Source organism: Paraburkholderia sp. BL25I1N1 (assembly GCF_003002025.1).
GTDB lineage: Bacteria > Pseudomonadota > Gammaproteobacteria > Burkholderiales > Burkholderiaceae > Paraburkholderia.
Window position 1 is genome coordinate 246,985 of record NZ_PVZB01000012.1, and the last position, 25,745, is coordinate 272,729.

Here is a 25,745-nt window from a genome sequence, read left to right on the forward strand (position 1 = left end):
TGTTGACGGCGAACACACTTACCGGCAGGCACGAATAATCCGCCGAAGCACCGCTGGGCTTGCAATGCATCGATGCCTGTTCAATGAGGCGTGTAAACCTCTTTTGAAAAGGCTTGACCAAATGGATTTCACTGATAATCTAACGCGACTTAGAGTGCGTACGAAATCTAAATAACCCGTGTTGTTGCGTGCATGGCGCGATCAGTTCCTGCGCCGGCCAATGAAGGCGCCATTTCATGAAAGGGCGAACGGCAACACTTTTCAAGGTGATTGAAGGTGGATACGAAAACAAGAGTGGATGACGGTGAAACGGTTCGCCGCCCTCGGCGCGCGCCAAAGGGGCTTCGAACGAGAACGTGGGTGGCAGCGGCAGTTGTGATCATTGCGGGTGGGGGCGCGTGGTTTTTCTACCCGCATGGTGGGGGCGGCAGCGTCGCCAATGCGCGGCCGGTGCCTCCTCACGAGGTGTCAGTCAGCAAGCCACTCTTGCGAGAACTCGACACGCGACTTGGGTTTCTTGGGCAGTTCTCGGCAGTCGATCAGGTGGAACTCCGCGCGCAGGTGGGCGGGACGCTCACGGGCGTTCACTTCCGGGACGGCGACATCGTTCACAAAGGCGATCTTCTGTTCACCATCGATCCGGTGCCGTACGAAATCCGGCTTGCACAGGCGACTGCCCAGCGCCAAACCGCCGAGGCGCGCCTGACTCTCGCGAAGCAGGAGCTGGCGCGAGCGCAGGACCTGGAGCGCAATGACGCCGGCACGAAGCAGAACGTCGAGCAGCGTACATCTGAACTGAATGCGGCACAGGCCGCGCTGGGCGACGCCTCGGCGCAGATCCGGGACGCCCGTTTCGATCTCGATCATTGTCGCGTCACCGCACCGTTCAGCGGGCGCATTGGCAGGCATCTCGTTTCCGTTGGCAATCTGATCGCAGGCAGCCGCGCTGCGACGAGTCCGACGACATTGCTCGCGACGCTCGTCTCGCTGGATCCGGTCTACCTCGACTTCGATATGAGCGAGGCGGATTTCCAGTCGTTTTCGCGCTATCGCGGCGACACGAAAGGACTGCCCGCGAATCGCGTCGAACTGGCCTCGGGCGATTCGTCCACATACACACGGCAGGGCACGCTCGATTTCGTGGACAACGTGCTGGACCGCTCGAGTGGAACAATCCACGCTCGAGCGACGGTTCCCAATGCCGACCTGCGCTTTACGCCCGGTGAGTTTTCGCGCGTGCGGCTTGCAGTGGCACATCCCACGCCGACATTGCTTGTACCCGATGCGTCCGTGTTGCCAGATCAGTCGGAACATGTCGTGATGACGGTTGCCGATGACGGAACGGTGGCGCCGAAGAATGTCGAGATCGGCGATATACGCGGCGGATTGCGCGTGATCCGCTCGGGCCTGTCGCGCGACGATCGAGTGATTGTCGACGGCCTGCCTTATGCAGCTCCCGGTACCAAGGTGGCGACGCGCGTTGGTGCGATCCGCTATGAGCCTCAACAGAACTAGCGGACAGGGAAGCCATGCGTATTGCCCATTTCTTTATCGACAGGCCGCGCTTTGCGACGGTGGTCAGCGCATTTCTCACGCTGATCGGCCTGGGCGCGATGTTCGTGCTGCCTGTCGCCCAGTACCCGGAGATCGTTCCACCCACCGTGCAGGTGACCACGTCATATCCAGGCGCGTCCGCGGAAACGATCGCACGCACCGTGGCCACTCCGCTGGAACAACAGATCAACGGCGTCGAAAACATGCTCTACATGGGCAGTCAGTCGACGGGCGACGGGAGGCTGACGGTCACTGTGACGTTTCGTATTGGCACAGACCTGAATGTCGCGCAGATGCTCACGCAGAACCGCGTTCAGGATGCATTGCCCCGTCTTCCGGAAGATGTCCAGCGCCTTGGTGTTCAGGTCCGGAAGTCGACGCCTAGCATTCTTCTGGCCGTTCACCTTTACTCGCCGGACAAATCGCGCGACACGCTTTATCTATCGAACTACGCAACGCTTCACGTGAAGGACACGTTGGCGCGGTTGCAGGGTGTCGGCGACGTGCAGTTCCAGGGCGCGCGGGAGTATGCAATGCGTGTCTGGATCGATCCGGACAAGGTTGCCGCTAACAACATGAACGCCAGCGAAGTGCTCACGGCACTGCGTGCGCAGAACCTGCAGGTCTCGGCCGGTATCCTGAACCAGCCGCCGACGGCGGGGAACGATGCCTATCAGATCAACGTCGAGGCGCTGGGCCGGCTGTCAACACCGCAGGAATTCTCGGATGTGGTTGTTAAGTCCGACACTCAGGGACGAGTGACTCGCATACGCGATATCGGTCGTGTCGAAGTAGGGGCCGCAGACTACGGCTCGACAGCGTTCATGGATCGCGACAATGCGTCGACATTGCTCATCTATGCGGAGCCGGGCGCTAACTCGCTTGCGGTTGAACAGCAGGTTCTGTCCGCCATGCGCGGGTTGAAGAACGACTTCCCGCCGGGAATGGATTACAAGATCATCTACGATCCGACCATCTTCATCGGTAAGTCGGTCGACGAGGTGATTGTCACGATCTTCGTCGCCATCCTGCTGGTTGTTGGTGTCGTCTTCCTGTTTTTGCAGAACTGGCGGGCCACGATTATCCCGGTCGTTGCAATTCCCGTCTCACTGCTCGGGTCTTTCATCGTGCTTGCGACGTTCGGGATATCGCTCAATAACCTGTCTTTATTTGGCCTCGTGCTAGCGGTCGGAATTGTCGTCGATGATGCGATCGTTGTGGTCGAGAACGTGGAGCGCAATATGCGCTCGGGGATGTCGCCAGCCGAGGCCGCGCACCGGACGATGGACGAAGTGGGCGGCGCACTCCTATCCATTGCGCTGACACTATGTGCCGTCTTTGTGCCTTCTGCCTTCCTGAGCGGTATCTCGGGGCTATTCTTTCGCCAGTTTGCGGTGACAATCGCCGCGTCAACGGTGATCTCCTGTTTTGTGTCGCTTACTCTCAGTCCAGCCCTTTGCGCGGTGCTCTTCAAGTCACATGAGCCACACGACGCGTCGCGTGCGGGATTTGGGCAGCGTCTGCTGCACGCAGGCTTTGACCGCTTCAACCGGGGTTTCGACAAGCTGTCGTTCGGGTACGGAAACGTCACACGTCGTCTCGTTCGTGGCCTGACCGTTGTTCTTGCGATCTACGTGGTGCTGATAGGGATTACGGGTTTCGAATTCTCGCGCACGCCAACCGGCTTTATTCCGGAGCAGGATCAAGGCTATCTGATTACCGTGGTTCAGCTTCCTCCCGGAGCGTCACTGGACCGTACCGAGAAAGTCGTCCGGAATGCAATTGACATTATTCTGTCCACGCGCGGTATTGAACACGTTGCCCCGTTCGTTGGGCTTGACGCGACAACGTTGACCGTTGCATCGAACTCGGGAACGATTTTTTCGGGGCTGCCGTCGCTCTATAACCACGAGCTTCCGGGAGTGACAGCGAACACGGTATTGGCCGACCTGCGCAAACGCCTGTCTGTCATCAAGGACGCGTACGTACTGACGATTCCGCCGCCACCTGTACAGGGGCTCGGCAATTCAGGCGGATTCAAGATGATGCTGGAAGACCGCGCAGGGCTCGGGTCGGAGGCGCTCGCGCATGCGGCGAATGCTCTTGTTGCCGCGGCGAACAGGGATCCGAGTTTTGCTGGGGTCTTTACCCTGTTCAACGCGGGGTCGCCATCGGTTTTCGCGAACATTGACCGTGTGAAAGCAGAAAAGGTTGGGCTGACACCCACGGATGTATTTTCCACCCTGCAGGTCTATCTGGGTTCGCAGTATGTGAACGACTTCAACTATCTGGGCAGAACTTATCAGGTCATCGTTCAGGCTGACGGACAGTTCCGGCATGCCCCGCAGGACATTACCCGACTGAAGGCGCGAAACCTGTCCGGTGAAATGGTACCGATCGGCACGGTGGCGCAAATGGAAAACCGTACGATTCCCTATCGCGTACCGCGCTACAACCTGTACCCGGCGGCCGAAGTCCAGGGCGTCGCAGCGCCGGGTGTTGCCACCGGCACGGCACTGCATCGCATGGAAGAGCTCGCCCGCGAGGTTCTGCCACAAGGCATCGGTTTTGAATGGACGGACTTGGCGTACCAGCAGCAGCAACATGGCACCCCGACGCTTCTGGTCTTCGGTGCGGCGGCTCTCTTCGTGTTTCTCGTTCTCGTCGCGCAGTATGAGAGCTGGAAGCTCCCCCTTGCGATCGTCCTCATCGTGCCGATGTGCATTCTGGCCTCGGTTACCGGCCTGATCGCCCGTGGCATGCCGATCGATATCCTCGCGCAGATTGGCTTTGTCGTTCTGGTCGGTCTCGCCGCGAAGAATGCAATCCTGATCGTCGAGTTCGCACGTCAGAAGGAGGACGAAGGCTCCGGCCCGATTGATGCCGCCGTGCACGCTGCACGTACGCGGCTACGTCCCATCCTGATGACATCTTTCGCTTTCATCCTGGGCGTCGCGCCGCTCGCTGTGGCGACGGGTGCTGGTGCCGAAATGAGGCAGTCGCTGGGCACGGCAGTGCTGTTCGGCATGCTCGGCGTGACCTGTTTCGGGTTGCTGTTCACTCCCGCCTTCTATGTCTTTATTCGCAGGGTCGGCCGCAAGGAACGCACATGACTTCTTCTATTGCCGCTGAACGCAGCGCGTTTGCCGTACGCAAAAGGCCGGGAAAGATCCTCTGTGTCACTGCCGCCGGTCTCGCCTTGGCGACAGCCGTATCCGGTTGCGCGGTTGGGCCCGACTACGTGGCGCCAACAGCACATCTGAGCTCGTTCCATAACCGCATTGCGACCAGTAGCCAGCACGCGACAACAGCCGCAGCGCAGCTGGACACATGGTGGACGGGCTTTAACGACCCGATGCTCGTCACGGTGGTCCAGCGTGCGCTCGCGCAGAACCTCGACCTTGCAGCGGCATTTGCCCGCGTCCAGCAGGCGAGAGCGGTCGCAGCAAGCGCTGGTGCTCAGCTTCTGCCAACGTTCGACTTCGACGCAAGCGTCACTGCTGAGCACCAGAGCTTGCAAAGTCCGGTCGGTTCGATCGCGAAAACGTTCCCGGGCTATAGCCGCGACCAGCGCGAGTACAACGTCGGTGCCGCCGCCAGTTGGGAGATTGATCTCGCTGGCGGCTTGCGGCGCAGTGCGACAGCGGCCCGGGACGAGGCAGAAGCGGCCCAGGCTGAGCAACTCGGCACGCGCATTACCGTGGCCGCCGACGCAGCCGACGCCTACCTGCAGATCAGGGGATTTCAGGCCCGGCTCGCGGTGGCGCAAGACCAGATCGAGACGGACGCACATCTGCTTGAACTGGTCCAGGTCCGGCGTCGCGCGGGTGCGGCGGACGAGCGCGAAATTGCACAGGCGGACGCACTGCTCAAGCAGGCAAGGTCCACCGTGCCCACGCTGCGCACGGCACTGGAGGGCCAACTGAACCGGCTGGACGTGCTCATGGGCGCACAACCGGGAACATACGCGCAGGAGCTGGCCGTCCCCTCCGGCATACCCACGATCCCCAGGATCGACGATAACGTCGGTCCACTGGACGTGCTGAGACGTCGACCCGACGTCATCGCGGCAGAGCGGCGAGTGGCCGCTTCGAGTGAGCGAATTGGCGCGGCGATCTCGGACTATTACCCGAAGATCTCGCTGTCCGGTGCTCTGGGCTTTGACAGCGTCAGCACCAACCACCTCTTTACCGCGGGGGCGTTTCAGCCCATCGGTACAGGGGCGCTACGGTGGCGTCTGTTCGATTTCGGGAAGGTGGATGCAGAAGTCAAGCAGGCGAGGGGCGGTAACGCGGAGGCGCTTGCTATATATCGCCAGGCGGTCCTCAAGGCTGCTGAGGACGTTGAGAATGCGTTCACAGTGCTTACGCAGACAGAAGCCCGGAGACAGGAATTACAAGGTGAAGTGACATCGCTTACGCGCGCCCGGGATCTGTCCGAACGCGCCTACAGGGCGGGCGCCATAACCCTCACGGACGTATTGGACGCGGACCGTCAACTCCTCGTCGCGCGTGACGACCTGGATAGCTCCCGCGCGGATGCCGCGCGCGCCGCCGTGGGCGCATTCCGTGCGCTGGGTGGTGGCTGGGATGTCCGCTCCGACGCTACGGTGACACAGAATGAGTCGCCAGCGGCCGGGCCGGCGAGGTAAGACTCCTGGCTCGTTGATTTTGGCGGGATCCGCTCTCCGCTTCAATCGAGCCCGGCTCTCTAGAATGTCTGTCTCAGCACCGCTGAGAACGATTTGTTGCTGTGGTCTGCCTTGTGCCGGTTCCAGTACGGCGCAAGGCAGCAAGTGAGACGATATGGACCGGTTTCAGTCAATGCAGGTCTTTGCCAAGGTGGTTGAGCTGAACAGCTTCGCCAAAGCGGCGGACGCCCTTCGACTTCCGCGCTCGACGGTGTCGATCATCGTGGGGAAGCTCGAAGCATATCTTCGGATTCGCCTGATGCAGCGGACGACCCGGCGCCTCAGCCTGACTCCGGAAGGCGCGGACTACTATCGGGACTGCATCCGGATTCTGTCCGAGATCGACGAGGCGGAAGATCTGTTTTCGAGCGCACCGAACAGACCACGAGGGAGGCTCCGCCTGCAGATGCCGACGACGCTCGGGAGACTTGTCGTTGTGCCTCGTCTGGATGATTTCTACAAGCAGTTCCCCGATATGGCACTGGTGATCGGACTGGATGATGGGCAGCCTCACCCGACCCACGAGTCCGTGGAGTGTTCAATCCGTTTCGAGGAACCTGATGAAGGGAATAGTGTCAGTCGCAGACTCGGCGACGTGCCGCTTCTTACAGCATGCAGTCCCGACTATCTTCGCCGGTACGGCGAACCTCAACGGGTCGAGGATCTGCAGCAGCACCGTTCGGTGCAATGCTTCTCGAGACGTTCCAAAAAGGTCACTAACTTCATGTTCGATATCGACGGCGATTCGGTCGAAGTCGGGATGTCTGCAACGCTTGCGATCAGCGATGAAGAGGCCTGTGGGATGTGCAGTGCTCGTGGCGCAGGGTTGGTGCAGGCTCCCCGGTTCGTACTCGCACAGTACATGGAGTCAGGCGAACTCGTGGAAGTGCTCTCAAAATGGCGACCGCGACCGATTCCGGCTATAGCCGTTTATCCGCGCAATCGACACGTTTCGCTTAGAGCCCGCGTCTTCGTGGAGTGGCTTGCCGGGCTGTTCGAAGATTGTCCGTTGTTGTCGAGTGACCTCAACACGAAGGATCAGCCGTCCACTGGCAATCGCGTCAACCCCGGGGTTACCTCCGGGCGGCTTATGGCCTGCGGGTAACGGAAGCGGATCTGTAAGGGCGGGACCACAGTAGTTCCCGTCTCAACGGCGAACTGAATAGCACGCCTGCGGCCGCCTACCGGTCGACGTTTCGCACGATGGTCCCAAGGGAGAAGAACACCTGCGGTGAAGCAGGAGTCATTGCAGCACTGCTTTCCTGGCCTCGCGCAGAATCGCGGCTGAGAGCTGCTCGTCGTTGACCATACGCGACATGGTCAGTGCGCCCATCATGGTCGACAGTATGACGAGTGCCTTCTTTTTTGCAGCGGCACGCGGAAGTTCGGGAAGACGTTTCGCGATCAGGTCGACCAGCTTCAGGATGCCCTCCGTCGTCGCGTCGCGAACCTCGTCGCTGGCGCGAGCCAGTTCGCTCGCAAGCGCAACGAACGGGCAGCCCCCGCCCGGATCGTCCCGGTGTTCGGCAGAAAGATAGTCGCCGATTGCCGCATTCAGACCGGGCGTGCCGGCCGAGCGCGACAGGGAAGACTCCATGGTTTCGCGCAGCGAGTCGGCGGCCAGTTGCAACGACTCAAGCACCACCTGTTCCTTCGATGCAAAATGCTTGTAGAACCCGCCGTGCGTGAGACCAGCCTGCGCCATCAGATCGGCGAGTGCGGTGCCCTCAATGCCGCTTTCCCTGAAGCGGCTGGACGCAGCTTCGAGAATGCGTTGGCGGGTCTCCGCCGTCTCCTGTCTGGACTTTCTCATGGGGTCACTGGTGTACGGAAATTTTAGATGTTATACAACATCGCGATTGCTGCCGCAAGTCGGAAAGACACTGATGGCATCGGGGAGGAAGGGGCAGGGTAGCGGAAGGAGTGATTGCAACAGATTGAATGTTGAGTTGCCGTCTACCTTTTTTCGGGCCAGAGATCGGCATGCAGAGTGGGAATCGCAGGTCTACTGTGCCGGTCTCACGCACCGGAGCCCAACTTGTCAGTTTATGACACGCAGGGCTTCGGCAGCGCTCTTGCCGCTCGGGTCTGACCGGGCAGTCCCGGCGACAGGGATGTAGCTGTTTTCCTGCGTGCAAGGCCGTTCACGACCGACTGCGAGGGTGTGACGCCACGCCCATGCACGGCGAGCGTTGGGCGTTCAATGCGGGGCCGCCGCGTTGAATGTGGCTGTTCTCGACGAGCATTCGCAACGGTTTCCGGATCAAACGGGTCCGCCTTGCCGGCACACACTGGATCGGTAGCCTGACGAAATCGTTCGTGTCTGCCGCAGCTTTCTCCGCGCGTTGTCGCGTCGCCGTGTCGGGCCGATCGCTCGCGTTCTCAGCCGTCGAGGTCTTTCCTTACCACTTGTCTTTTTTTGTTCCAGCCGTCGTAGCACCGCAGGTCTGCGTACAGGTATAGGGAACCGGTCAGAGGGCGGGCACTGGCAGTATGATCTCCGACGCGATTCTCCACTGGCTGTCCACGTTCAGCCATTCGATGATCATGATGAACGGACGCGGAGATGGATCCTGACCACCGTAGTTAACGGCAATTTTCATCGGGGCATAGGTCTGGGCAACTGTTGAAGAGATGCCGACGACCCTTACCTTCGCCCAGTCAGGATACAGGGTGAGTGTGCCGGCAGCGTATATGCCTTGAAGCTTCCGGGCAACCGCGACCGGGCCCCAGAACCCCGCCCAGCTTCCCTCGGCCGCGTCGACGCTTTTCGCGACTAGCAGCGCTGACGGCGAGTCCCAGAACATCTGCTCGATTGCCCGAGCGTCGTGTCGGTTCGCCGCCGCCGTCAACTGGCGGAAGCGGTCCTTTACATCTTCAAGAGATGTTTCGGAAAGGGGGCGCGCAGAGTCAATGCTTGTAGCCGATGTGTCCTTCTCTGCACCGTGGGACGGGCCGGTGCAGATCAACACGCCAGCAAGCGCAGCTGCAGCAATATAAGTTTGTTTCATAGAGAGTCCCGAGATCAGGAATGTCTCACCCATCACGTTTAACGAACAGATGGCAAATGAAGCGATTTGTCGAAACCGGTGCCGCGGTGGAACGTTCAATATCTTGGATCGAGGACGATGACGCCCTGGGCTTCCCGGCGCTCGAGCATGCCGTGCGCGTCTGCGGTGCGACTGAGCGGAAGCGTTGCCCCGACGCTGGGTCGAATCAGCCCGTTATCTACGCCGTCTTTAAGGAAACGCAGACCACGCTGGACAAGATCGGGACGCTGAAAAAACGAAGGCAGATAGACTCCGGTCAGCGTCTGTGCTCTTGCCATTAACCGGCGGGGCTCCAGCGGTTCGCCGGGGCCGCGCGTGGAGCCAATTACCACGCATCGACCTAGCATGGCCAGGCATGCGAAGTTTTGATCGAACACGTCACCTCCAATTGTTTCCAGGATGACATCGACGCCCTTTCCGCCGGTAAGGCTCAGGACGGATTCCGGCCAGTGCGGCGAGTCGTAGGCAATAGCATGGTCGGCACCAAGACTGCGCACGAAGGAGCGGCGGGCATCCGTACTGGCTGTGCCGATTACCGCGCCGGCACCCAGCACTCTTGCAATCTGAACCGCGAGGCTGCCGACGCCACCGCTCGCACCGTGGACCAGCAGACTTTCGCCTGGCCGCAGCACGGTGCACGCCTGCAAAGCGAGAAACGCAGTTACCCCCTGACAAGGCAGGCTCGCCATGGCGATGTCGTCTGCATCTTCGTCAAGTTCGACTATCAGGTCCGCGCGGGCCACTGTTGTTTGCGCGTATGCCCCTTTTGGCATCAACGCCATCACTTTGCGTCCGGTCAAGTGACCGTCCGTTTCTGTACCGGTGCGCAGTACGCGGCCGACCACCTGCAGGCCGCCAACCTGAGGTAGCGTCACACCGCCGACGCGCGTCTCTGCCCGGTTATAAACGCCTTGGCGCTCCCGGATATCCGGAAAGTTGACGCCGATCGCACTGGTCTGGATCAACACTTCGCCGGCTCGCGGCTCGGGTTCCGGCAAATCGACGTATTCAAGAACTTCCGGGCCTCCGAACGTCCGGTATTGAATGGCTTTCATGACAGATCTCTTCCAATGAGGGAAATATTTCGCGCGGCCCGCGCAAGGTCCGATCTCGCCCATGCGGCAACACAGAGTTGTCCTGACAGGGCCAGTACGATGAGGCCCGTGGATAACAAAGGTAGTTGAGTAAGGCGCATGCCAGCGGCGAGAGCGATTCCACCAAGTGCGGCGCCTGCAGCGCTACCGAGGTAGTGAGCGGAACTCTGTAAAGCGACCACGATGCCTCCCTTATCCGGATGCAGTGACAGCAATCGATGTTGCTGGGGAGCCTGCGAAGACCATGCAGCGGCGCCCCACGCGCCGAACAGGATGAGAGCGAGTGGCTGACGTACCACCGCCGCTCCCAGTAGTGTGAAGACGGCGAGCATGAGAACAAGCACGAGCGACATCATCGATTCTGGACGGCCGGTAGCGTCGATCAGCGTGCCGCACAGGTAGATGCCAGCCACTCCGCCGAGGCTCCACACCCACAGGTAGGGCAGCGGGTCAGTGACGCCGCTGGTTGACCGCAACAGCGGGGCTGCAAAGGTGTAGAGTCCTATCGACGCGGCAGACGTGACTAGGGAAACAGCAATAGTTGCAGCGACACGCGGATCGGCCAGCACGGAAACGCGTTGGCGAAGCGACGGCGGTGTCGAGGCGGTGGTTTCGGGCATGCGGAATATGACGCCCGCAAGTGCGACCCCGCCCAGCACCACGATCAGCCATAGTGCGCTTCTCCAGCCAAAGTGGACGGCGACAACCAGACCGCTCGGTACGCCCACGGCCGTGCCCAGCGCTAGTCCGCCCACAACCAGGCCAAGCGCTCGGCCGCGTCGTTCCTGAGACACCATACTAGCAGCCGTCGCAAAGGCGGTAGGGCTGTAGAGACCCGCGCCAACCCCAGCCAGCGCGCGCGACAGCAGCAGAAGTGAGAAGCTGGTGGCGATTGCGCTTAGCGTGTTGGCCAACGTAAAAAGAATCAGCGCTGCGCCCAGCACGCGGCGTACGGGCTTGCCTGCTGTCAGTGTTCCGAATACCGGCGCTGCAATTGCGTAGCACGCGGTGAAAACTGTCACCGTTTGCCCAGCCACGGCGGGAGGTACATCGAAGCTGGATGCGATGCCGGGGAGCAGGCCCGCCATGATGTAGGCGTCGATGCCAAGCGCAAATGTACCGAGACAAAGGGGAAGAATCCTGATCAACGCGGTTCCTTGAAAAATACGACTCTCTTACCGTTATCAGGCGGGCGAACGGCAACGCGCCGATGCACCCGACGCCCCGGGCACGATAAGATGTCACTCGACATGCAAAAATAGCATTGATATCCCGCGCCAGGAACCCGGAAGGAATTCACATTACTTGTGAGAATTCGCACAATGTTCGACTGGAATGACCTGAGGCATTTCGTCGCCCTGGCAGAGGCTGGCACCTTGTCAGGAGCGGCGCGTAAGCTGCGTGTGGACCACGTGACGGTGGCGCGCCATATAGCAGCGCTCGAGCACTCGCTGGGAGAAATATTGGTGGATCGTCTGGGCAGACGTTGGCAACTGACAGATGCCGGCCGGCACGTTGCACGCGTCGCTGACGGGATGCAGGCGCAAGCCCATGCATTGGAGAGGGCGGTGCGCAGCCGCAAGGCGGGAGCGTTGGCGAAAGTTACTGTGAGCGCACCGCCTGCTTTCGCGAGCGCTTTCCTCGCACCGCGTGTTGCCGAACTGACCTTGCAACATCCTGAGATTGAACTGACCCTGCTCGGCGCCCAGCCGATGATTTCGCTCAGTCGACAGGAAGCTGATATTGCGATTCGCCTGACGCGTCCTACCGAGCCAAGCTACGTTTCACGCAGAATTGGAAGCATTTCGTACGGGCTGTATGCGCGCCCAGGCTACGTCAGCCGGCCGCCTGAAGAATGGCGATTCATTGCGTATCACTCGGCACTGGATCACGTACCTGAGCAGCTCTGGCTGCTCGATTTTGCTAACGGCCGTCGCATCGGATTCAGGAGCAATGATCTGCTAAGTCAGCTTGCTGCGGTGCGTGAAGGGCTGGGGATTGCCGCGCTGCCCCGGTTTTTGGCGGCGGCAGACAGAGGGGCGACCGCGCTGCCTATGGAGCAAGCAAAGCTATCGCGTGACGTCTACCTTGTCGTGCATATGGACATCCGACGGCATGTGGCTGTGCGCATCGTGATGGAATACATCGCGAAAAAGTTAGTCAGTGATTTCCCCCATTGCGAGCAGGAGAGTGCCTTGCACGCACCGCAGGAGCTTGCCAGCAAGTGACCTGTCCGGTCGGGCTAATGCGATTCGCTGCAGAGGTCGCAAAGGTCGTTAGGCGCAGCCTGAGCAACAGGCTGCATTATGGAGAACGGACGAAACCCTGAGGAAGCTCGCGCCAGTCGAATAGCACATCTTCGTGAACGGATTGCTTTCTCGCTTGAGTCGTGGCCTTTAGCACCGGACACATATCTGGAGCCCTCCCCGACCTCACGGAGGCGCAGTGAGTTGACCGGCCGTAAGGCCGCGCATATCGCCGTCAATCAGACCTGCGGGGCGGCGAAACGCACGGCCAATCGCGAGGAGTATCAAACTATGAAGTCGACGACGCCTCCATCGACCCTGAGTGCAGCGCCCGTTGTCGCTGACGACTGCTTCGATGCCGCGTACACCACCATATTGGCGACTTCCTCGACAGTTGCGGGCCGCTGAATGATAGAGGTCGGACGATGTGTCTTCACGAAATCAATGCCGACTTCTTCAAAGGTCTTCCCTGCGGTAATCCGGTCCTTGAGCATTGCAGACGCTCCTTCGGTAAAGGTCGGGCCCGGCAGGACCGAGTTCACCGTCACGCCTGTCCCCGCCATGCGCTTCGCAAGACCGCGGGCGAGAGCCACGTCCGCCGTCTTGCTCACGCCGTAGTGAATCATTTCAGGCGGAATGTTGAATGCGGACTCTGAGCCGAGGAACACAAAGCGGCCCCATGCCTTTTCTGCCATCTTTGGCAAATATGCGCGGGCGAGGCGCATACCAGCCATGACGTTTATCTGCCAATGCCGCTCCCAGATGGCATCGTCGGTTTCAAAAAAATCCAGCGGCTGAAAAATTCCGAGATTACTTACGACGATGTCGGGTTCTGGCTCGGCTTCGATAAGGACATGACAACCTTCAGCGGTGGAAAGGTCGGAGGCATGCCCCCTCACGCAACCGCCAAGCCGCGCAATAGCAGCGTCCACCTTGGGTCTGGTGCGCCCATTTATCACGACGTCGGCGCCGGCGTTCCGAAGCGCCTGGGCGATTGCAAGGCCAATGCCTTCCGTGGAGCCTGTGACGAGGGCAACCTTGCCGGAGAGATCTATATTCATTTTGTTTCACCTGATAACGGAAAAGTGCGACGATCACAATCATGGATGCATCTCAAGGCATCCTGTGAACGTCCGATTGAGTATTAGATACTTGTGCTGGCAGCGCCGAATTCGACGCGATGGGCGGATGCAAATTCCTGAACGGTCATTGGCGGCTTTCCTGTGACTTCCGCAATGATCCTGTCTTCGCCGGAAAAAATCCCCTCCTGATAGTCAACAGCGATAGCGCAGAAGTGTTGGATCAGAAATTCCGGTAGGCCCGCCTTCTCCAGGCGCGCGCGGTAGTCAGAAATAGTAGACGGCTGATACTTGATTTCACGATTCAACACCTCACCGACGGCAGCAGCGATCTCGGACTGATCAAGCTCGACTGGCCCGTGAAGGGTATAGGTCTTCCCCGCATGGCCGCCCGGTGCCGCCAGAATTGTCGCGATGAGCCGCGCCTGGTCCTCGGCTGCAACTGGCGCATGACGGCCATTGCCATACGGCAGATCGATGACTCCTCTTTCCACGATGGCTGTACGAGCGTGCGGGTACAGCAGCCATTGTGAGAAGAAGGTGGGGCGAAGGTGCGTGACGGGGACACCCGACCAGTCAAAGATCCGCTCGGCAATCCAGTGATCGCGTGCTGCATGGCTCTTTGAGTTTTCTCTCGCCGAAATCTGTGACATGTTCACGATGAGCTTGAGATTTGCACGCCTGGCTGCGTCGGCAAAATAGGACGTTGCAGAAATGATTCCCGGCCGAACGGGATAGCAGAAGTACGCCGCCCGGGCCCCGGCCGCCGCTCGGATTGCGTCGTCATGCTGAAGCAGATCGCCAACAACTACTTCAGCGCCTATGGTGCGAAGTGCTTCTGCGCGGCTATCTTCATTGTGAACTAAAGCCCGAACGGCATTGCCCTGTTCAAGCAGGCGTTGGACGGTCTGGCGACCTGTTTCGCCTGTCGCGCCAGTTACCAGAATTATTCCCGCAGTCATGATTTTTCCTCTCTCTAAGAAGGTGTCTACGGCCGAATGAATACAATGCGCGCAGCCTATGCGCTCATCGCCATGTGCGCTGTGTATTGAGCCAGCATCGGTCAGGTACTGTAGGTGTGCAATTACACGTATGTCAATGCCTGATTCCAATTTCTCGCTGAAAGATAGCGATGCGCTGCGACCCGCAGCAGCGCAAGAAAGGCGGTTGCTGATGAAGACTGTTACCAAGCAGACTGTCGGTCAATAGAGCCAGTCCCGCTTCGCCTCCGCCCCGGACAGGTCCGCTGTCGACGAAACTTCAGATGCACTTAAGGGCGAGCGCGATGCCTTGCCCACCGTCAATGCAAAGGGTGACATTTCCCCGGGTGATTCCGTCTCTACGCATGGAGTGAAGCAGACGAGTTGTTAGAACTGCCCCGGTTGCTCCGATCGGATGGCCACGTGCGATAGCTCCGCCGTCGACGTTGACGACATCCTCTGGAATGGACAATTCTTTTCATCACCGCGAGCGGCACTGCAGCAAATGCTTCGTTGATCTCGAATCGTTCCACTTGGGAAAGAGTCCAACCCGCGCGCTGTACAGCTCGCCGAATTGCCGGCACCGGAGCGATGCCAAACAGGCCTGGCTCAACGGCGGAAATGCCGAACGCGACGATCCTGACGCTTAAAGGTAGGCCCTGCAACTCAGCAAAGGCTCGATGCGTCACAATCATCGCGGATGCGCCGCTGTTCAGTCCGGGGGGAGTTGCCTGCCGTGATCGAGTCATTGTCTCGGAACGCGGGCTTTAGCTTCGCCAAAGTAGCAACGTTTGTTTCGGGACGCGGTTGCTCGTCGGCTCGGAAGCGGATGGGAGCCTTCTTGCCATCGACGCTCACTTCAACTATCTCTTCGCTGAAGTGACCCGCCGTCTGGGCAGCGCTAAAGCGTTGTTGGGACCTTGCGGCCCAGAGGTCTTGCGCCTCACGACTGACACCGGATCTGCTTACCAGATCTTCTGTATGCCAGCCTGAGTGCTTCCCGGTGAACGCATCGTCGAGCCCATCGCGCAACATGCTATCGATGACCTGTGCGTGTCCCATCCGATGTTCCCAACGTCCCTCCGGAAGCAAATACGGAGCACCGTCCATATTCTCCATGCCCCCTGCAATGACAACCTCCGACAGCTCCAGCGAGACGTCCTGGGCTGCTAATGCGATGGCTTGTGCACCCGAGCCGCATACTCGATTGACGGTGAGCGCAGGAGATGAGGTGGGAATGTCGCCGTTGATCGAAGCCTGCCTGGCGGGGTTCATTCCGTTGCCGGCCTGAATTACGTTGCCCATCACGGCCGAGTCGATTTTGGCTGGGTCCAGCCTCGAGCGACTTACCACTTCCCGAATGACCGTCGCGCCGAGGTCTGTTGCTGGAACGCTCTTGAGGGCCCCGTTGATACTCCCGATGGGAGTCCGGACCGGCATTGAAATAACAATCTCTCTATTCTTGAACATGGGCGACAAGACCTCGATGTGAAGTTGGTTAAACGTCCGCCGTCGAAACCGGTTTGCTCGCCACAGGAAGTCAACGCGGCGAACCGTCTCGTTCGCGCGGGGCTGCAACCATCTGTGTAATTGCACGCGATATCATAGAAAATAACGTGCCGCCATGTCGCTCGTCAAGCATCAGGCTCGGATTTTGGCGGGGAGGCGAAGCCGTCGTGCAACATCGCGACCAGCACGTCGCACCGCCGTCGGGCGAGAGCGATGAGTCTCAATGGCAGCTTTCCGGTGTTGGTGCGAACGCGTACTGTCGGCCAACAACGGACCTTGCACGGTCCTAGCCTGATCGTCGACAATCAACGCTCATCCACATCCGAAGGGACGAACGCGGTCATGTCGAAAAACAAGCTGGCGTTTGGCAAAGCTATCCCCGTTCTCGCGTCGCTCGACATCTCACGAACTTTGCAATTCTTCAACGAAGTTCTAGTGTCGTGAGTTAGAAATTCATTGAATTATTCGTCGCCTATAGTACCGTGTGGTGAACGGCACGGAGACGAAGAGGCGGCAATGAGTGGAAGACCCAAGGCGGAACTCGTGTTGAGCGAATCGGAGTGCGAACAACTCAAGGCGTTGACGATGCGGCGCAAGACGGCCCAGGCCTTGGCGCTGCGAGCGCGTATCGTGTTCGCCTGTGCTGAGGGCATGGACAATAAAACCGTCGCCGCGAAGCAGCGTGTCACACAACAAACCGTTTGCAAGTGGCGCGCGCGCTTCGTTGAGTATCGGCTCGATGGCCTGCTCGATGCACCGCGCCCCGGCGCGCCCAGGTCGATCGATGACTCGCGTGTCGATGCGGTCATTGCGAAGACGCTCGAGTCTGTGCCTGCGGGCGCAACGCACTGGAGCACGCGCACAATGGCCCGTGAGACAAGTCTCTCGCAGACGGCGGTGTCGCGGATCTGGCGAGCATTCGGCCTGCAACCGCATCGGCAGGAGACGTTCAAGCTCTCGAGCGACCCGCTGTTCGTCGATAAGGTGCGCGACATTGTTGGCCTGTATGTGGATCCGCCGCTCAAAGCGATGGTGCTGTGCGTGGACGAGAAGAGCCAGATCCAGGCGCTGGACCGCACGCAGCCACTCCTGCCGCTGGCGCCCGGCATTGCCGAGCGGCGCACGCACGACTACATGCGCCACGGCACGACTACGCTCTTTGCGGCGCTGGACATCGCCACCGGTGAGGTGATTGGCGAGTTGCATCGGCGTCATCGCAGCAGTGAATTCCTGCAGTTCCTGCGCACGATTGACGCCAATGTGCCAGCCGAACTGGACGTGCACCTGGTAATGGATAACTACGGCACGCATAAGACGCCGTCAATCAAGACCTGGTTCGCTCGCCATCCGCGCTTTCACGTTCACTTCACGCCGACTTCCGCATCTTGGCTCAATCAAGTCGAACGTTGGTTCGCCACGCTCACCGAGAAGTACATACGGCGTGGCACACACCGCTCGACACGCCAACTCGAAGACGCAATCCGTCGTTACCTCGACGTCTATAACGCCAATCCTCGACCGTTCGTCTGGAGCAAGTCGACCGATGAAATTCTGGCGAGCCTCGAACGGTTTTGCGCGCGTATCCAAAAGGTATCGGGATGAACATGAACATCGACACCGCTGCTATTGACGACGCAGTCCTGGCACTTCTCTACTTGACCGTGCATGACCATAACCGAGCATGGAAGAGCATGGATTGGGACGCACTCAGCCGGCTTCATGACCGAGGTTTCATTGGCGATCCCGTCAACAAGGCGAAGTCCGTGATCCTGACTGAAGAGGGTTTGCGAGAAGCCGAACGCCTCTTCAAGCAACACTTCGTCATCTCTGATGGCAAAACCGAGTAATTAAACGAACTTCTAACTCACGACACTAGGGAAGGTCTGCACAACTCGTTTTCAGAGCGCTGATTTTTGACACTTGGGGCGTATCAGCCGTAAGCGTCTGCTGGCAGGTTGTTCGTCTGGCTTTTCAGGTATGACGACCTCCGTTTGCCGAGACTCACGGCCTTTACCTCCGAGCGTTTCACGCCTTGCGTAATGCCTTGCGTGCCATCCAGAGGTTGCCCAGCGCAAACAGTGTCGTGATCTGCGCGGTGTTCTTCAACAATCCCCGGTACCGCGTCTTCGTATAGCCAAACTGCTGCTTGAGCACGCGGAACGGATGTTCAACCTTGGCGCGCACGCCAGCCTTCAGACGCTCAATCTGGTTGTATATCGCGTCCAGACGATTGTTCAGGTCCAGTTGTCGACGCTTGCCTGGTCGCATCGCTACATGCCAGCGTACCGGGTTCGCCTGACAGCGCTTCTCAATACCCTGATATCCGGCGTCAGCGTACACATCCTTTTCCTGGCCGTGCAACAGCGCTTCGGCCGCAATGATGTCGTGGACGTTGGCCGCCGTACCAATGACGGTGTGGACCAGACCCGACTCCGCGTCCACGCCGATGTCGGGTAGCGGCAGCGCATTGCTGCGCCACCGCCCCCTAAGAACCGGACGTGCGAGTCGCCCCGCATCCGGCTCAAGCCATTCCCCAGCCCCGATAGTAGGACCGAGCAATCAATCATCGATCACGGCTGCACGACGAGCAAAGTAAGACGACCACGCAGGATCAAAGGGATTTGCCTGCCCACGTATCTTCACGTGGCGAACAATTGAAATCATCGTGGCTCGGAACAACCGAATTACGCCGCGATCTGTAGTCCGCGCCGTAAATGCCCAAGTACGATTTCCCTCTACCCGGAAGTATCTGTTCTTCACCCACCCCGTGCCTTTATTGGGATGCCGACGCATTGCCCATTTCCATAAGAGGCGCCAAATGTGAGCATCTATCGACGTAAAGCGAGACTTGGAAACCACATGACGGTGATACATGGCCCAACCTCGAATCACGGGGTTGAGTTGTAAAATAAGATTCGTCTGTGTGGAGCTTCTGTTCTGCTTCACAATTTCCCTAACCTTCGTCAACAGGGCCTTCGCGCTCTTGTTGGCCGGTTTGATGAGCAGCTTACCGCCGTACTTGCGTACATTCTGCCCGAGGAAATCGAACCCGTCGGCGATGTGAGTGACTCTAGTTTTCTCTTCCGAGAGTTCCAGACCCCGAACGATCAGGAACTGCTTGATCGCAGGGAGTACGTTTTGTTCCAGAATCTCTTTCGATACTCCGGTTACGACGAAGTCGTCAGCATACCGATTGACGTTGACTTTGACTTTGCGGCGCGCGCGTGGCGTCGGCCCTACGCTGGCATCTACTGCCGCCTCAAGCCCGTCCAACGTCATGTTTGCGATGACGGGCGAGATGATGCCCCCTTGCGGAGTTCCCGCCTCAGTCGCGAACAGGGTGCCTTTGTCGATAAACCCGGCCTTAAGCCATCGCCGTAAGACCACCTTATCCATTGGTATATGTTTGAGGATCCAGTCGTGACTAAAATTATCGAAACAGCCACGGATGTCTCCCTCTAAAACCCACTCTGGCGACTTGCGCTTTGCCAGCGTAGTAAAACAACATTCAATGGCGTCGGCGGTCGAACGTTTGGGCCGAAACCCATACGAGTTTGGATCCGCCAAGCTCTCCGCAATGGGCTCCAACGCGAGCTTCCATAGCGCCTGCATGGCTCTGCAAAGCATGCGGGGAATTCCTAACGGACGCTTCTTGCCGTTGCTCTTTGGGATGTAGATGCGCCGAAGCGGCAACGCACGATAACCGTGGTGTTGCATCGCCTCCATCCCTTTCCATTTGGCCGCCGGAGTTGGCCAAATCTTGCCGTCAACTCCCGGCGTTCTCTTGCCGCGATTTTCTGTCACCCGTTTCACGGCTAGCATTTTGCCGCTATGCGAGCGGGTCAGCAGACGCTGCAAGGCACCTACTTTGCCCCATCTGCCTTCCTTGGTTGCCTGAGCGATACGTGCCTGGAGTCGTTTCACCTCGTCCTTGATGCGAGGCCAATCAGCCTGACTCCACATCCTGGTGGGGCGCGAGGGTGCACCAGCGCCGAGCGACGCTGCTTGCGCAGTATCGTCGATTGCCGTCATCTGCTTTCCCTCGTATAACAATTGATCAAGTTCTCTCGCCATGAATGACCACACGGAAGTCTGCCCGCTTTCGCGTCCGGCCATCGTGCAGCCGGTATCCGTCCCATTACAGGAGGGCGTTCGCTTTTTCCGCAATCCTTTACCCGCAGCACCAACAGCGTTCCTTGCGGTTCGCCTGCCGTCGCCGGCAGCACTACGGGCTTACCCTGTTCCGCAAGAATTTCAGAGCGGGGCGGACCCCTCCTATCCGCCGACGGCATACTGTCCATGATGGCTCAGCCCACAGAGGCCATACCTTGCCGCGTGCCATTTTGGCTCAAGCCTGTCAGCACATTTGGCTTGTTCAATGATGACGACGTTTGTAGAGGTTCACTTATGTTGGTCGTTACCGCTCGTTCCTAGTTCCTCACCGCCCTTGTGCTAGCAGATTCTGCTTCCCCTCGCGGGTCTGCGTACCGATAATATCGGTGGTTACATTGTCCCCAGAGCTTCACACCGAGCCGTTACCAGCTCCGCATGTCTGGGTAGGAAACGGCTGATGGAACAGCCGGTTCAATCGCAACGGATCACGTTACGTCGAACAGAAATTCAAGCGACTTTCAGGTCGCACGTGGGCTTTCATCCCGAAGTACCATTGATTTCCCTTCTTCGTCTGGTGCATCTCCGGGTCCCGTGTACCGGAGCCGTTCTTCGTCGAACTGGGTGCGGAAATCAAGGTCGCGTCGACCGCCGACCCTGCCTTCAACATCAAGCCTTTCTCGGTCAGGATCTCATTGACCAGCGTGAGCATCTGCGCGGCCAGGCCGTGCGTTTCGAGAAGGTGCCGGAACCGCAGAATCGTGCTCTCGTCCGGCAAACGCGTCATACCTTCGTTCAGCCCCGCAAACTCGCGATACAGCGGCACGTCATAAAGCGCCTCTTCCATCGCAGGGTCTGACAGACCAAACCACTGCTGCATGAAGTGGATCTGCAGCATCGTCGCAACCGGAAATGGTGGCCTTCCAGTCTTGCCCCTCGGATAGTGCGGTTCGATCAACGCAATCAACCTTGACCATGGCACAACGCGCCTCATCTCATCGAGAAATTCCCGCTTGCGCGTACGTTTCGTTGAAAGATCCAGACCAAGACCGAGCTGTGTCATCGACGAACTCCTTTAACTCGCGTTCTCCCAGGATAGGCCAACCAGACTTCAACGCCAGGACTTTTGCAGACTTTCCCTAGGTTTCAAAACGCACCACATTGAAGACTTCTCGTATGGTATGGCCGCAAGAGGCGACGTCGAGATTCATTTTTGGCTCTGCAACGAAAAGCACATTGCGGAAAACACCTCATGCTATGTGCGCGTCGATGACATTCATGCACTTCATGCGGAACTGAAATCAACGTTGCCTGCATTGGAACCTGCTGAAGAACGGGAATGGGGCATGGCGGAATTCTATGTGATTGAGCCGGACGGCAATCTGATCAAGTTCGGTCAGGCGATCAGCGACCGGCAAGTAGCAAGCAATGAGTGACGCTTTTGACCGGTTATTGTCGAGGCCTTTAAATTGGAGCGACACTGTCTGGACAACCTGAGCGACTGTTCTCGGAAGTTCGAACGTCCTGCCAGCGTCGACCACTGGCGACCGCATCGGGCCCAGCCCGGCTAGAGGGATCTCTCGACAGGGTTTGCTCAAATTGATGACGATTCGGCCGGCGCGGCGCAGTACTTCTCTCTGCAATCTACATAACTACACGGGAGCATCGAATTGCGCCCTAGCATAAACTTTGATGCGAAATTTCGCCTAGTCGAGTTACCCAGGTGGGGATTAGTAGTTGGCGGGGCGGCTGTCATGTTTCTTGGCCAGATAGCGCTGATTCTGCTTGGGTCGTGGCTTTGGGGGCCAGCGCCAGGGCATGAAAAGCCGTTCGCGAACCATTCCATCGGGTTCCAGCTATTAGTCACGGTCGTTGCCATGCCGTTCGTCGAGACGTTAATTGGGCAGTGGATCCCGATTCGATTGGTAAGCGGAGCTCTCCGTCAACCGTGGTGGCTTGCTGGGCTTGCTTCAGCCATTGCTTTCACCTGCCTGCACGGGTATACCGATCGCGCCGCCCTTAGTATCTTCTTGCGCGGCGGTGCTCGCCGCCGTGTTCGTTACAGAGGCTCGACGGCTTGGGCGGCCAGTTTTGAGTACCTACCTTGCTCACGCACTGGCAAACGCTCTCGTGCTGGTCCCGCGGCTCCTATAGCCTTGCTCTGGCTCCGCCCACTGAAGGGGCCGCTTGCGGATTGCGAATGTCCCTTCGGGGCCTGCTCATGCGTTCTTGCATCGCACGCGCGGCGAGAGTGGGCGCCGGGTTCGGTGGTCGGGCGCGGATTGGCCAACAACGGCCCTTCGACAGGGCTGCGTTAGTTGTTGACAACATCCGAGTCTTATCTGGGCGAAGGTCGCATCCGTTTTCGTTCTGCTACTATTGTCGTCATACCTAGCCTGGTGCGCCAGATGAACGAAACAACGTATGACCAACTGCATGCGATCGTTTCAATGCATAACATCGGTACCGCAAGAATGATTCTGCGTCAGCCGACCAGTTCGGATGTAGGTGCTCTGTTCCGTATCTACGGTGATCCACTCACAAACGAATTTAATCCGGCTGGGCCGATGCGCTCCCTCGCCGACGCCGAGACAACGATGGCTCGATGGCTCGATCATTGGATCAAGAACGGGTTCGGCACCTGGGCAATTGCCTGGGCAGCCCGGCCGAGCGAGGTTGTCGGGTTCGGCGGCCTTTCATATAGGCCATTCGGCGATGAGGTAAAGGTGAATCTGGGCTATCGACTCGGGGTCGAGGCGTGGGGGCGAGGGCTTGCGACCGAGTTGGCAACCGCAGCAATCAAACTCGGCTTTCAAACCCCGCATTTGCAGGAGATCTTCGCCTTGGTACGGAGCAACCATGTCGCCTCTCGGAACGTTCTGGAGAAGGCGGGTTTGACTCAATTCGGAACTCTCGACGATGTACCTGGAGACGCGCCAAGCATTGTTTATAGAATTGCGCGCTGACCAATGTGACCGGAACACGCGGCTGCGCCGCATAAGACGAGAGCACTTCCAGAACGGAACTGTACTCACGTTATTGACGAGCCCGCAAGCGCCGCTTCGGGGAGTGGAGGGACCGCTCCGGATCGTCCCATGCGCCACGCATCAGGAAGCGCGGCCACGAACGGTCGGTCGGCAGCGGCGCGTAGCACGTCGACAATCGATGGTTTGCGGTGGTTGTTCCGGTGCCCGCGAGCGCGTCCTAACCGTCCTGACAGGTCGGCGGGTTCACAAATTCAAGTGGATGTGCCAATATGAGCCGCATGGAACACCGCAACGTCCTGAATCAATCTCATCATGGCCGCATACCATTGCGCCGTGGTTCGTTACGTCCATAGCAGGGACCCGACCTGACCGGTCCAACTCCATGTGCAAACGTCCAAGGCGCCTGCGGCGCCTTTTTTATTGTTCCACCATGAAGAGCCGAAGATGACCGAGCCGATAGGCTATCGACACCCAAGTACCGACGACATTTTGTCCGTCTGCGAGCTGGGGCAAATCTCGAACGCGCTCCGTCATCAGGCACGTCCTGACGTATATGCAGACGCCACTGGAGAGTTCGCTCGAGACAAGCCGCACTGGCTATCTAGCCTTCAGGGAGAAGATCGAGCCGTGTTTCTCGCCGAGCATGGCAGCACGGCGGTCGGCTTTCTCGCCGTTCAAGTGATGCAGCCGACAAGTCCACTGTTGCAACCGTTGACCGGCCCATTTGAAGACATCCGATAGGTGGCGCTAGACCGTCACAATCGGTGCAGCTGATGAGAATCCGCGACGGGATCAAGGTCGAGCGCCGTGCGGAACTCGCCCCGAGGCACGAAGCCACTGCTGTTTAACGAAGCGATCGAGCGGCGTCGCATAGCCCCACGCAATCAGCGCGCTCACGGCAGTCGACAGCACCAGATAGCCGCCAAGCAACAGCAGTTTCTCATTGGCGTGCGTCGCCGATGGCAGATACACCGTGGGAAGCCCGCCGAGCACAACGAGATGGAGCAGATAAGATCCTCAACCAGTTTCTCATTGAGCGTCGTGACCAGCTCACGGTGACCTTGCCATTCCGGGAGCGTGCCCTGGAAATCTTTGGGATGAGAAGGCCTTTGACGGCGCGGTGAAGGGAGACCTGCTGTACGGAAAAATACCATTGTCCGCGATCGGGGCGTGCAATCCAGAACCGCCGCTGGCGCGGGAGGATTTCGTCGGTTCAAACGGTCCTCTCCTGGTTCTCGAGAACCACCATACATACTGGTCCATGCTGCAGTGGAACCGGGAAGCGTCGCAGTATCGTTCAATAGGCTACGGCAGTGGGAATACGATCCTTAAGTCCGCGCGTGCTATTGGGGATGCGCTCGCCCGGAGCGGCGCGCCCTACGCCGAGTATTTCGGCGACCTGGACCCGACAGGTGTGTACATTGCTGCAATGCTGGACCGCGGTTTGCGCGAACAAGGCTCGCCTGCGCTCCAGATAGCGGTTCCGTTCTATCGCTGGCTGATGGCGAACGGGCGGCGCAGGCTGCTCGGCGGTGACAAGCGGATGAGCGCGGGGAGTACCGTAGAGTGGCTGCCTCCCGATTTGCGTAAAGAGGCCATGCTGCTATTTGAGGCGGGGCAGTGGATTCCACAGGAATCACTTTCGCTGCACGTCCTTCAAAACGAGCTGTTTGTGTAGTTAGATGCATGACCGACCGCGCTTGCGCGCGGCGGATGCAGCCGGCTTCGTCAATACGCCCGCGTCGATCCACATCGTCACCTTTCCTCGCTCGATCGGCCCTGCGTTGTATTCTGGCCAGTTCCTGACGCGGTACACGCCCTCGGATCGCTGGTCCTGCATTTGTCCTTGCGCATCTTCCCGCCCAGAAGGCGAGAATCTACGCACTCCGACACGAAGTTAGCTGCGGTGCCATCCCGTCTGTTGCGCGGAAACGTCGACCTGACGTGCAACAGACGGATTTATGCAACAACGCCCCAAAGACCGTTCTCCCAGGCCTTATTAAAAATGTCACCGCTGCGGCCCAACGCGCGGAAATCCAGAAATCACGTTAAAACTGAATGGCTTGCAGCCTGAGAATTAAAAGTGCCACCGGTGAAACACTGCGAAGCTGTCAGCAACGCGGACGAATCCGCCAAGGAGTCAACGCTAGACTGTAAATCGCGTTCTCACGCGATCATTGGCACTCCGAATTGCGAGCCGTACTATCGGCCATCCTGACGCGAACGTCTGATCGTACGTGCTGGCGAGGGTTCACTGCACGCCTTGAGCTGGCCTTGCAGCAACGCGACCTGCTGAGCCAGCGCATCACGTTCGCGCCGCAGGTCGCGCGCCTCCTCCATGACGCTGGCGAGCGCATTGACTCAGGTTTTTTGTTACCGAGCTAGGCTCGTTGCCTCAAGTATTTTGCTACCTGTCAGACGGCTGGCGGGAGCGACTTATGACGAG

20 protein-coding genes and 4 pseudogenes are annotated in these 25,745 nt (G+C 58.9%); 12 read left to right on the forward strand and 12 right to left on the reverse strand.

Going from position 1 to position 25,745, the window contains the following annotated elements:
• Window positions 1-360: 360 nt before the first annotated feature.
• The 4 genes from B0G73_RS19780 (at window position 361) to B0G73_RS19795 (ending at window position 7,349) form a co-directional block, all read left to right on the forward strand.
• Window positions 361-1,515, forward strand: coding sequence for an efflux RND transporter periplasmic adaptor subunit (locus B0G73_RS19780; protein WP_374957019.1), 1,155 nt, complete (start codon window positions 361-363; stop codon window positions 1,513-1,515).
• 14 nt (window positions 1,516-1,529) lie between these two features.
• Window positions 1,530-4,667: an efflux RND transporter permease subunit gene (locus B0G73_RS19785; RefSeq protein ID WP_106282985.1), complete on the forward strand. Its 3,138-nt coding sequence runs from the start codon at window positions 1,530-1,532 to the stop codon at window positions 4,665-4,667.
• Window positions 4,664-6,205 (forward strand): efflux transporter outer membrane subunit, encoded by a 1,542-nt coding sequence (locus B0G73_RS19790; protein ID WP_106282986.1) that lies wholly within the window; start codon window positions 4,664-4,666, stop codon window positions 6,203-6,205. Before B0G73_RS19785 ends, B0G73_RS19790 begins: the two co-directional genes overlap by 4 nt.
• Before the next feature lie 154 nt (window positions 6,206-6,359).
• Window positions 6,360-7,349, forward strand: coding sequence for a LysR family transcriptional regulator (locus B0G73_RS19795; protein WP_106282987.1), 990 nt, complete (start codon window positions 6,360-6,362; stop codon window positions 7,347-7,349).
• A gap of 138 nt (window positions 7,350-7,487) precedes the next feature.
• On the opposite strand, the gene B0G73_RS19800 is transcribed toward B0G73_RS19795, so the two are convergent.
• The 4 genes from B0G73_RS19800 to B0G73_RS19815 form a co-directional block, all read right to left on the reverse strand.
• Window positions 7,488-8,057, reverse strand: a complete 570-nt coding sequence (locus B0G73_RS19800; protein ID WP_106282988.1) for a TetR/AcrR family transcriptional regulator — start codon at window positions 8,055-8,057, stop codon at window positions 7,488-7,490.
• Window positions 8,058-8,715: 658 nt separating this feature from the next.
• Window positions 8,716-9,255, reverse strand: a complete 540-nt coding sequence (locus tag B0G73_RS19805; RefSeq protein WP_106283016.1) for a hypothetical protein — start codon at window positions 9,253-9,255, stop codon at window positions 8,716-8,718.
• Between the two features lie 95 nt (window positions 9,256-9,350).
• The gene (locus B0G73_RS19810) at window positions 9,351-10,349 is read right to left on the reverse strand and encodes a zinc-binding dehydrogenase (protein WP_106282989.1); all 999 of its coding nucleotides are present in this window, start codon (window positions 10,347-10,349) and stop codon (window positions 9,351-9,353) included.
• Window positions 10,346-11,536, reverse strand: a complete 1,191-nt coding sequence (locus tag B0G73_RS19815) for an MFS transporter (RefSeq protein ID WP_106282990.1) — start codon at window positions 11,534-11,536, stop codon at window positions 10,346-10,348. Before B0G73_RS19815 ends, B0G73_RS19810 begins: the two co-directional genes overlap by 4 nt.
• A 174-nt stretch (window positions 11,537-11,710) precedes the next feature.
• Between B0G73_RS19815 and B0G73_RS19820 the strand changes: the two genes are divergently transcribed.
• Window positions 11,711-12,616 carry a LysR family transcriptional regulator gene (locus tag B0G73_RS19820; RefSeq protein WP_106282991.1) on the forward strand — a complete coding sequence of 302 codons (906 nt, stop codon included), beginning with the start codon at window positions 11,711-11,713 and terminating at the stop codon, window positions 12,614-12,616.
• Between the two features lie 302 nt (window positions 12,617-12,918).
• On the opposite strand, the gene B0G73_RS19825 is transcribed toward B0G73_RS19820, so the two are convergent.
• The 3 genes and pseudogenes from B0G73_RS19825 to B0G73_RS19835 all read right to left on the reverse strand — a co-directional run bounded on the left by B0G73_RS19825 (window position 12,919) and on the right by B0G73_RS19835 (window position 16,163).
• Window positions 12,919-13,695, reverse strand: a complete 777-nt coding sequence (locus tag B0G73_RS19825; protein WP_106282992.1) for an SDR family NAD(P)-dependent oxidoreductase — start codon at window positions 13,693-13,695, stop codon at window positions 12,919-12,921.
• 83 nt (window positions 13,696-13,778) lie between these two features.
• A complete protein-coding gene (locus B0G73_RS19830; RefSeq protein WP_106282993.1) occupies window positions 13,779-14,675 on the reverse strand; it encodes an NAD(P)H-binding protein in 897 nt (298 codons plus the stop codon).
• A gap of 298 nt (window positions 14,676-14,973) precedes the next feature.
• Window positions 14,974-16,163: pseudogene (locus B0G73_RS19835) on the reverse strand (acetyl-CoA C-acyltransferase).
• 252 nt (window positions 16,164-16,415) lie between these two features.
• Between B0G73_RS19835 and B0G73_RS41300 the strand changes: the two are divergent.
• The 3 genes from B0G73_RS41300 to B0G73_RS19850 all read left to right on the forward strand — a co-directional run bounded on the left by B0G73_RS41300 (window position 16,416) and on the right by B0G73_RS19850 (window position 18,049).
• Window positions 16,416-16,646, forward strand: coding sequence for a hypothetical protein (locus B0G73_RS41300; RefSeq protein ID WP_258193380.1), 231 nt, complete (start codon window positions 16,416-16,418; stop codon window positions 16,644-16,646).
• Between the two features lie 72 nt (window positions 16,647-16,718).
• A complete protein-coding gene (locus tag B0G73_RS19845; RefSeq protein ID WP_106282994.1) occupies window positions 16,719-17,804 on the forward strand; it encodes an IS630 family transposase in 1,086 nt (361 codons plus the stop codon).
• Window positions 17,805-17,806: 2 nt separating this feature from the next.
• Window positions 17,807-18,049, forward strand: a complete 243-nt coding sequence (locus B0G73_RS19850; protein ID WP_181196598.1) for a DUF6429 family protein — start codon at window positions 17,807-17,809, stop codon at window positions 18,047-18,049.
• A gap of 178 nt (window positions 18,050-18,227) precedes the next feature.
• Here B0G73_RS19850 and B0G73_RS19855 read toward each other — a convergent pair.
• The 3 genes and pseudogenes from B0G73_RS19855 to B0G73_RS19865 all read right to left on the reverse strand — a co-directional run.
• Window positions 18,228-18,650: pseudogene (locus B0G73_RS19855) on the reverse strand (transposase); the annotation flags it as partial.
• A gap of 111 nt (window positions 18,651-18,761) precedes the next feature.
• Complete coding sequence (ltrA, locus tag B0G73_RS19860; protein ID WP_106283017.1) at window positions 18,762-20,234, reverse strand: group II intron reverse transcriptase/maturase; 1,473 nt, start codon at window positions 20,232-20,234, stop codon at window positions 18,762-18,764.
• Between the two features lie 574 nt (window positions 20,235-20,808).
• Window positions 20,809-21,375 (reverse strand): annotated as a pseudogene (locus B0G73_RS19865) (IS5 family transposase); the annotation flags it as partial.
• Between the two features lie 118 nt (window positions 21,376-21,493).
• On the opposite strand from B0G73_RS19865, the gene B0G73_RS19870 reads away from it, so the two are divergent.
• From B0G73_RS19870 to B0G73_RS19885, 3 genes are all read left to right on the forward strand, one after another.
• Window positions 21,494-21,748: a hypothetical protein gene (locus B0G73_RS19870; RefSeq protein ID WP_258193377.1), complete on the forward strand. Its 255-nt coding sequence runs from the start codon at window positions 21,494-21,496 to the stop codon at window positions 21,746-21,748.
• A 972-nt stretch (window positions 21,749-22,720) separates the two neighbouring features.
• Window positions 22,721-23,278: a GNAT family N-acetyltransferase gene (locus B0G73_RS19880; protein ID WP_219907285.1), complete on the forward strand. Its 558-nt coding sequence runs from the start codon at window positions 22,721-22,723 to the stop codon at window positions 23,276-23,278.
• 405 nt (window positions 23,279-23,683) lie between these two features.
• On the forward strand, window positions 23,684-24,040 hold the full coding sequence (locus B0G73_RS19885; protein ID WP_258193378.1) for a hypothetical protein: 357 nt from the start codon (window positions 23,684-23,686) through the stop codon (window positions 24,038-24,040).
• A gap of 51 nt (window positions 24,041-24,091) precedes the next feature.
• Here B0G73_RS19885 and B0G73_RS19890 read toward each other — a convergent pair whose 3' ends face one another.
• Window positions 24,092-24,271, reverse strand: a complete 180-nt coding sequence (locus B0G73_RS19890; protein ID WP_146144211.1) for a hypothetical protein — start codon at window positions 24,269-24,271, stop codon at window positions 24,092-24,094.
• A 181-nt stretch (window positions 24,272-24,452) separates the two neighbouring features.
• Between B0G73_RS19890 and B0G73_RS19895 the strand changes: the two genes are divergently transcribed.
• Window positions 24,453-24,977, forward strand: a complete 525-nt coding sequence (locus B0G73_RS19895; RefSeq protein ID WP_146144212.1) for a hypothetical protein — start codon at window positions 24,453-24,455, stop codon at window positions 24,975-24,977.
• Window positions 24,978-24,989: 12 nt separating this feature from the next.
• Here B0G73_RS19895 and B0G73_RS41305 read toward each other — a convergent pair.
• Window positions 24,990-25,153 (reverse strand): annotated as a pseudogene (locus B0G73_RS41305) (IS5/IS1182 family transposase); the annotation flags it as partial.
• Between the last annotated feature and the right edge of the window lie 592 nt (window positions 25,154-25,745).

What these genes read in the sequence shown, in the direction of transcription:
- B0G73_RS19785 (WP_106282985.1), top strand. Translation starts at nt 1,530, where the DNA reads ATGCGTATTGCCCATTTCTTTATCGACAGGCCGCGCTTTGCGACGGTG.
- B0G73_RS19825 (WP_106282992.1), bottom strand. Translation starts at nt 13,695, where the DNA reads ATGAATATAGATCTCTCCGGCAAGGTTGCCCTCGTCACAGGCTCCACG.
- B0G73_RS19790 (WP_106282986.1), top strand. Translation starts at nt 4,664, where the DNA reads ATGACTTCTTCTATTGCCGCTGAACGCAGCGCGTTTGCCGTACGCAAA.
- B0G73_RS19800 (WP_106282988.1), bottom strand. Translation starts at nt 8,057, where the DNA reads ATGAGAAAGTCCAGACAGGAGACGGCGGAGACCCGCCAACGCATTCTC.
- B0G73_RS19850 (WP_181196598.1), top strand. Translation starts at nt 17,807, where the DNA reads ATGAACATCGACACCGCTGCTATTGACGACGCAGTCCTGGCACTTCTC.
- B0G73_RS19845 (WP_106282994.1), top strand. Translation starts at nt 16,719, where the DNA reads ATGAGTGGAAGACCCAAGGCGGAACTCGTGTTGAGCGAATCGGAGTGC.
- B0G73_RS19805 (WP_106283016.1), bottom strand. Translation starts at nt 9,255, where the DNA reads ATGAAACAAACTTATATTGCTGCAGCTGCGCTTGCTGGCGTGTTGATC.
- B0G73_RS19830 (WP_106282993.1), bottom strand. Translation starts at nt 14,675, where the DNA reads ATGACTGCGGGAATAATTCTGGTAACTGGCGCGACAGGCGAAACAGGT.
- ltrA (WP_106283017.1), bottom strand. Translation starts at nt 20,234, where the DNA reads ATGACGGCAATCGACGATACTGCGCAAGCAGCGTCGCTCGGCGCTGGT.
- B0G73_RS41300 (WP_258193380.1), top strand. Translation starts at nt 16,416, where the DNA reads ATGAGTCTCAATGGCAGCTTTCCGGTGTTGGTGCGAACGCGTACTGTC.
- B0G73_RS19870 (WP_258193377.1), top strand. Translation starts at nt 21,494, where the DNA reads ATGGCCGCAAGAGGCGACGTCGAGATTCATTTTTGGCTCTGCAACGAA.
- B0G73_RS19795 (WP_106282987.1), top strand. Translation starts at nt 6,360, where the DNA reads ATGGACCGGTTTCAGTCAATGCAGGTCTTTGCCAAGGTGGTTGAGCTG.
- B0G73_RS19810 (WP_106282989.1), bottom strand. Translation starts at nt 10,349, where the DNA reads ATGAAAGCCATTCAATACCGGACGTTCGGAGGCCCGGAAGTTCTTGAA.
- B0G73_RS19820 (WP_106282991.1), top strand. Translation starts at nt 11,711, where the DNA reads ATGTTCGACTGGAATGACCTGAGGCATTTCGTCGCCCTGGCAGAGGCT.
- B0G73_RS19880 (WP_219907285.1), top strand. Translation starts at nt 22,721, where the DNA reads ATGAACGAAACAACGTATGACCAACTGCATGCGATCGTTTCAATGCAT.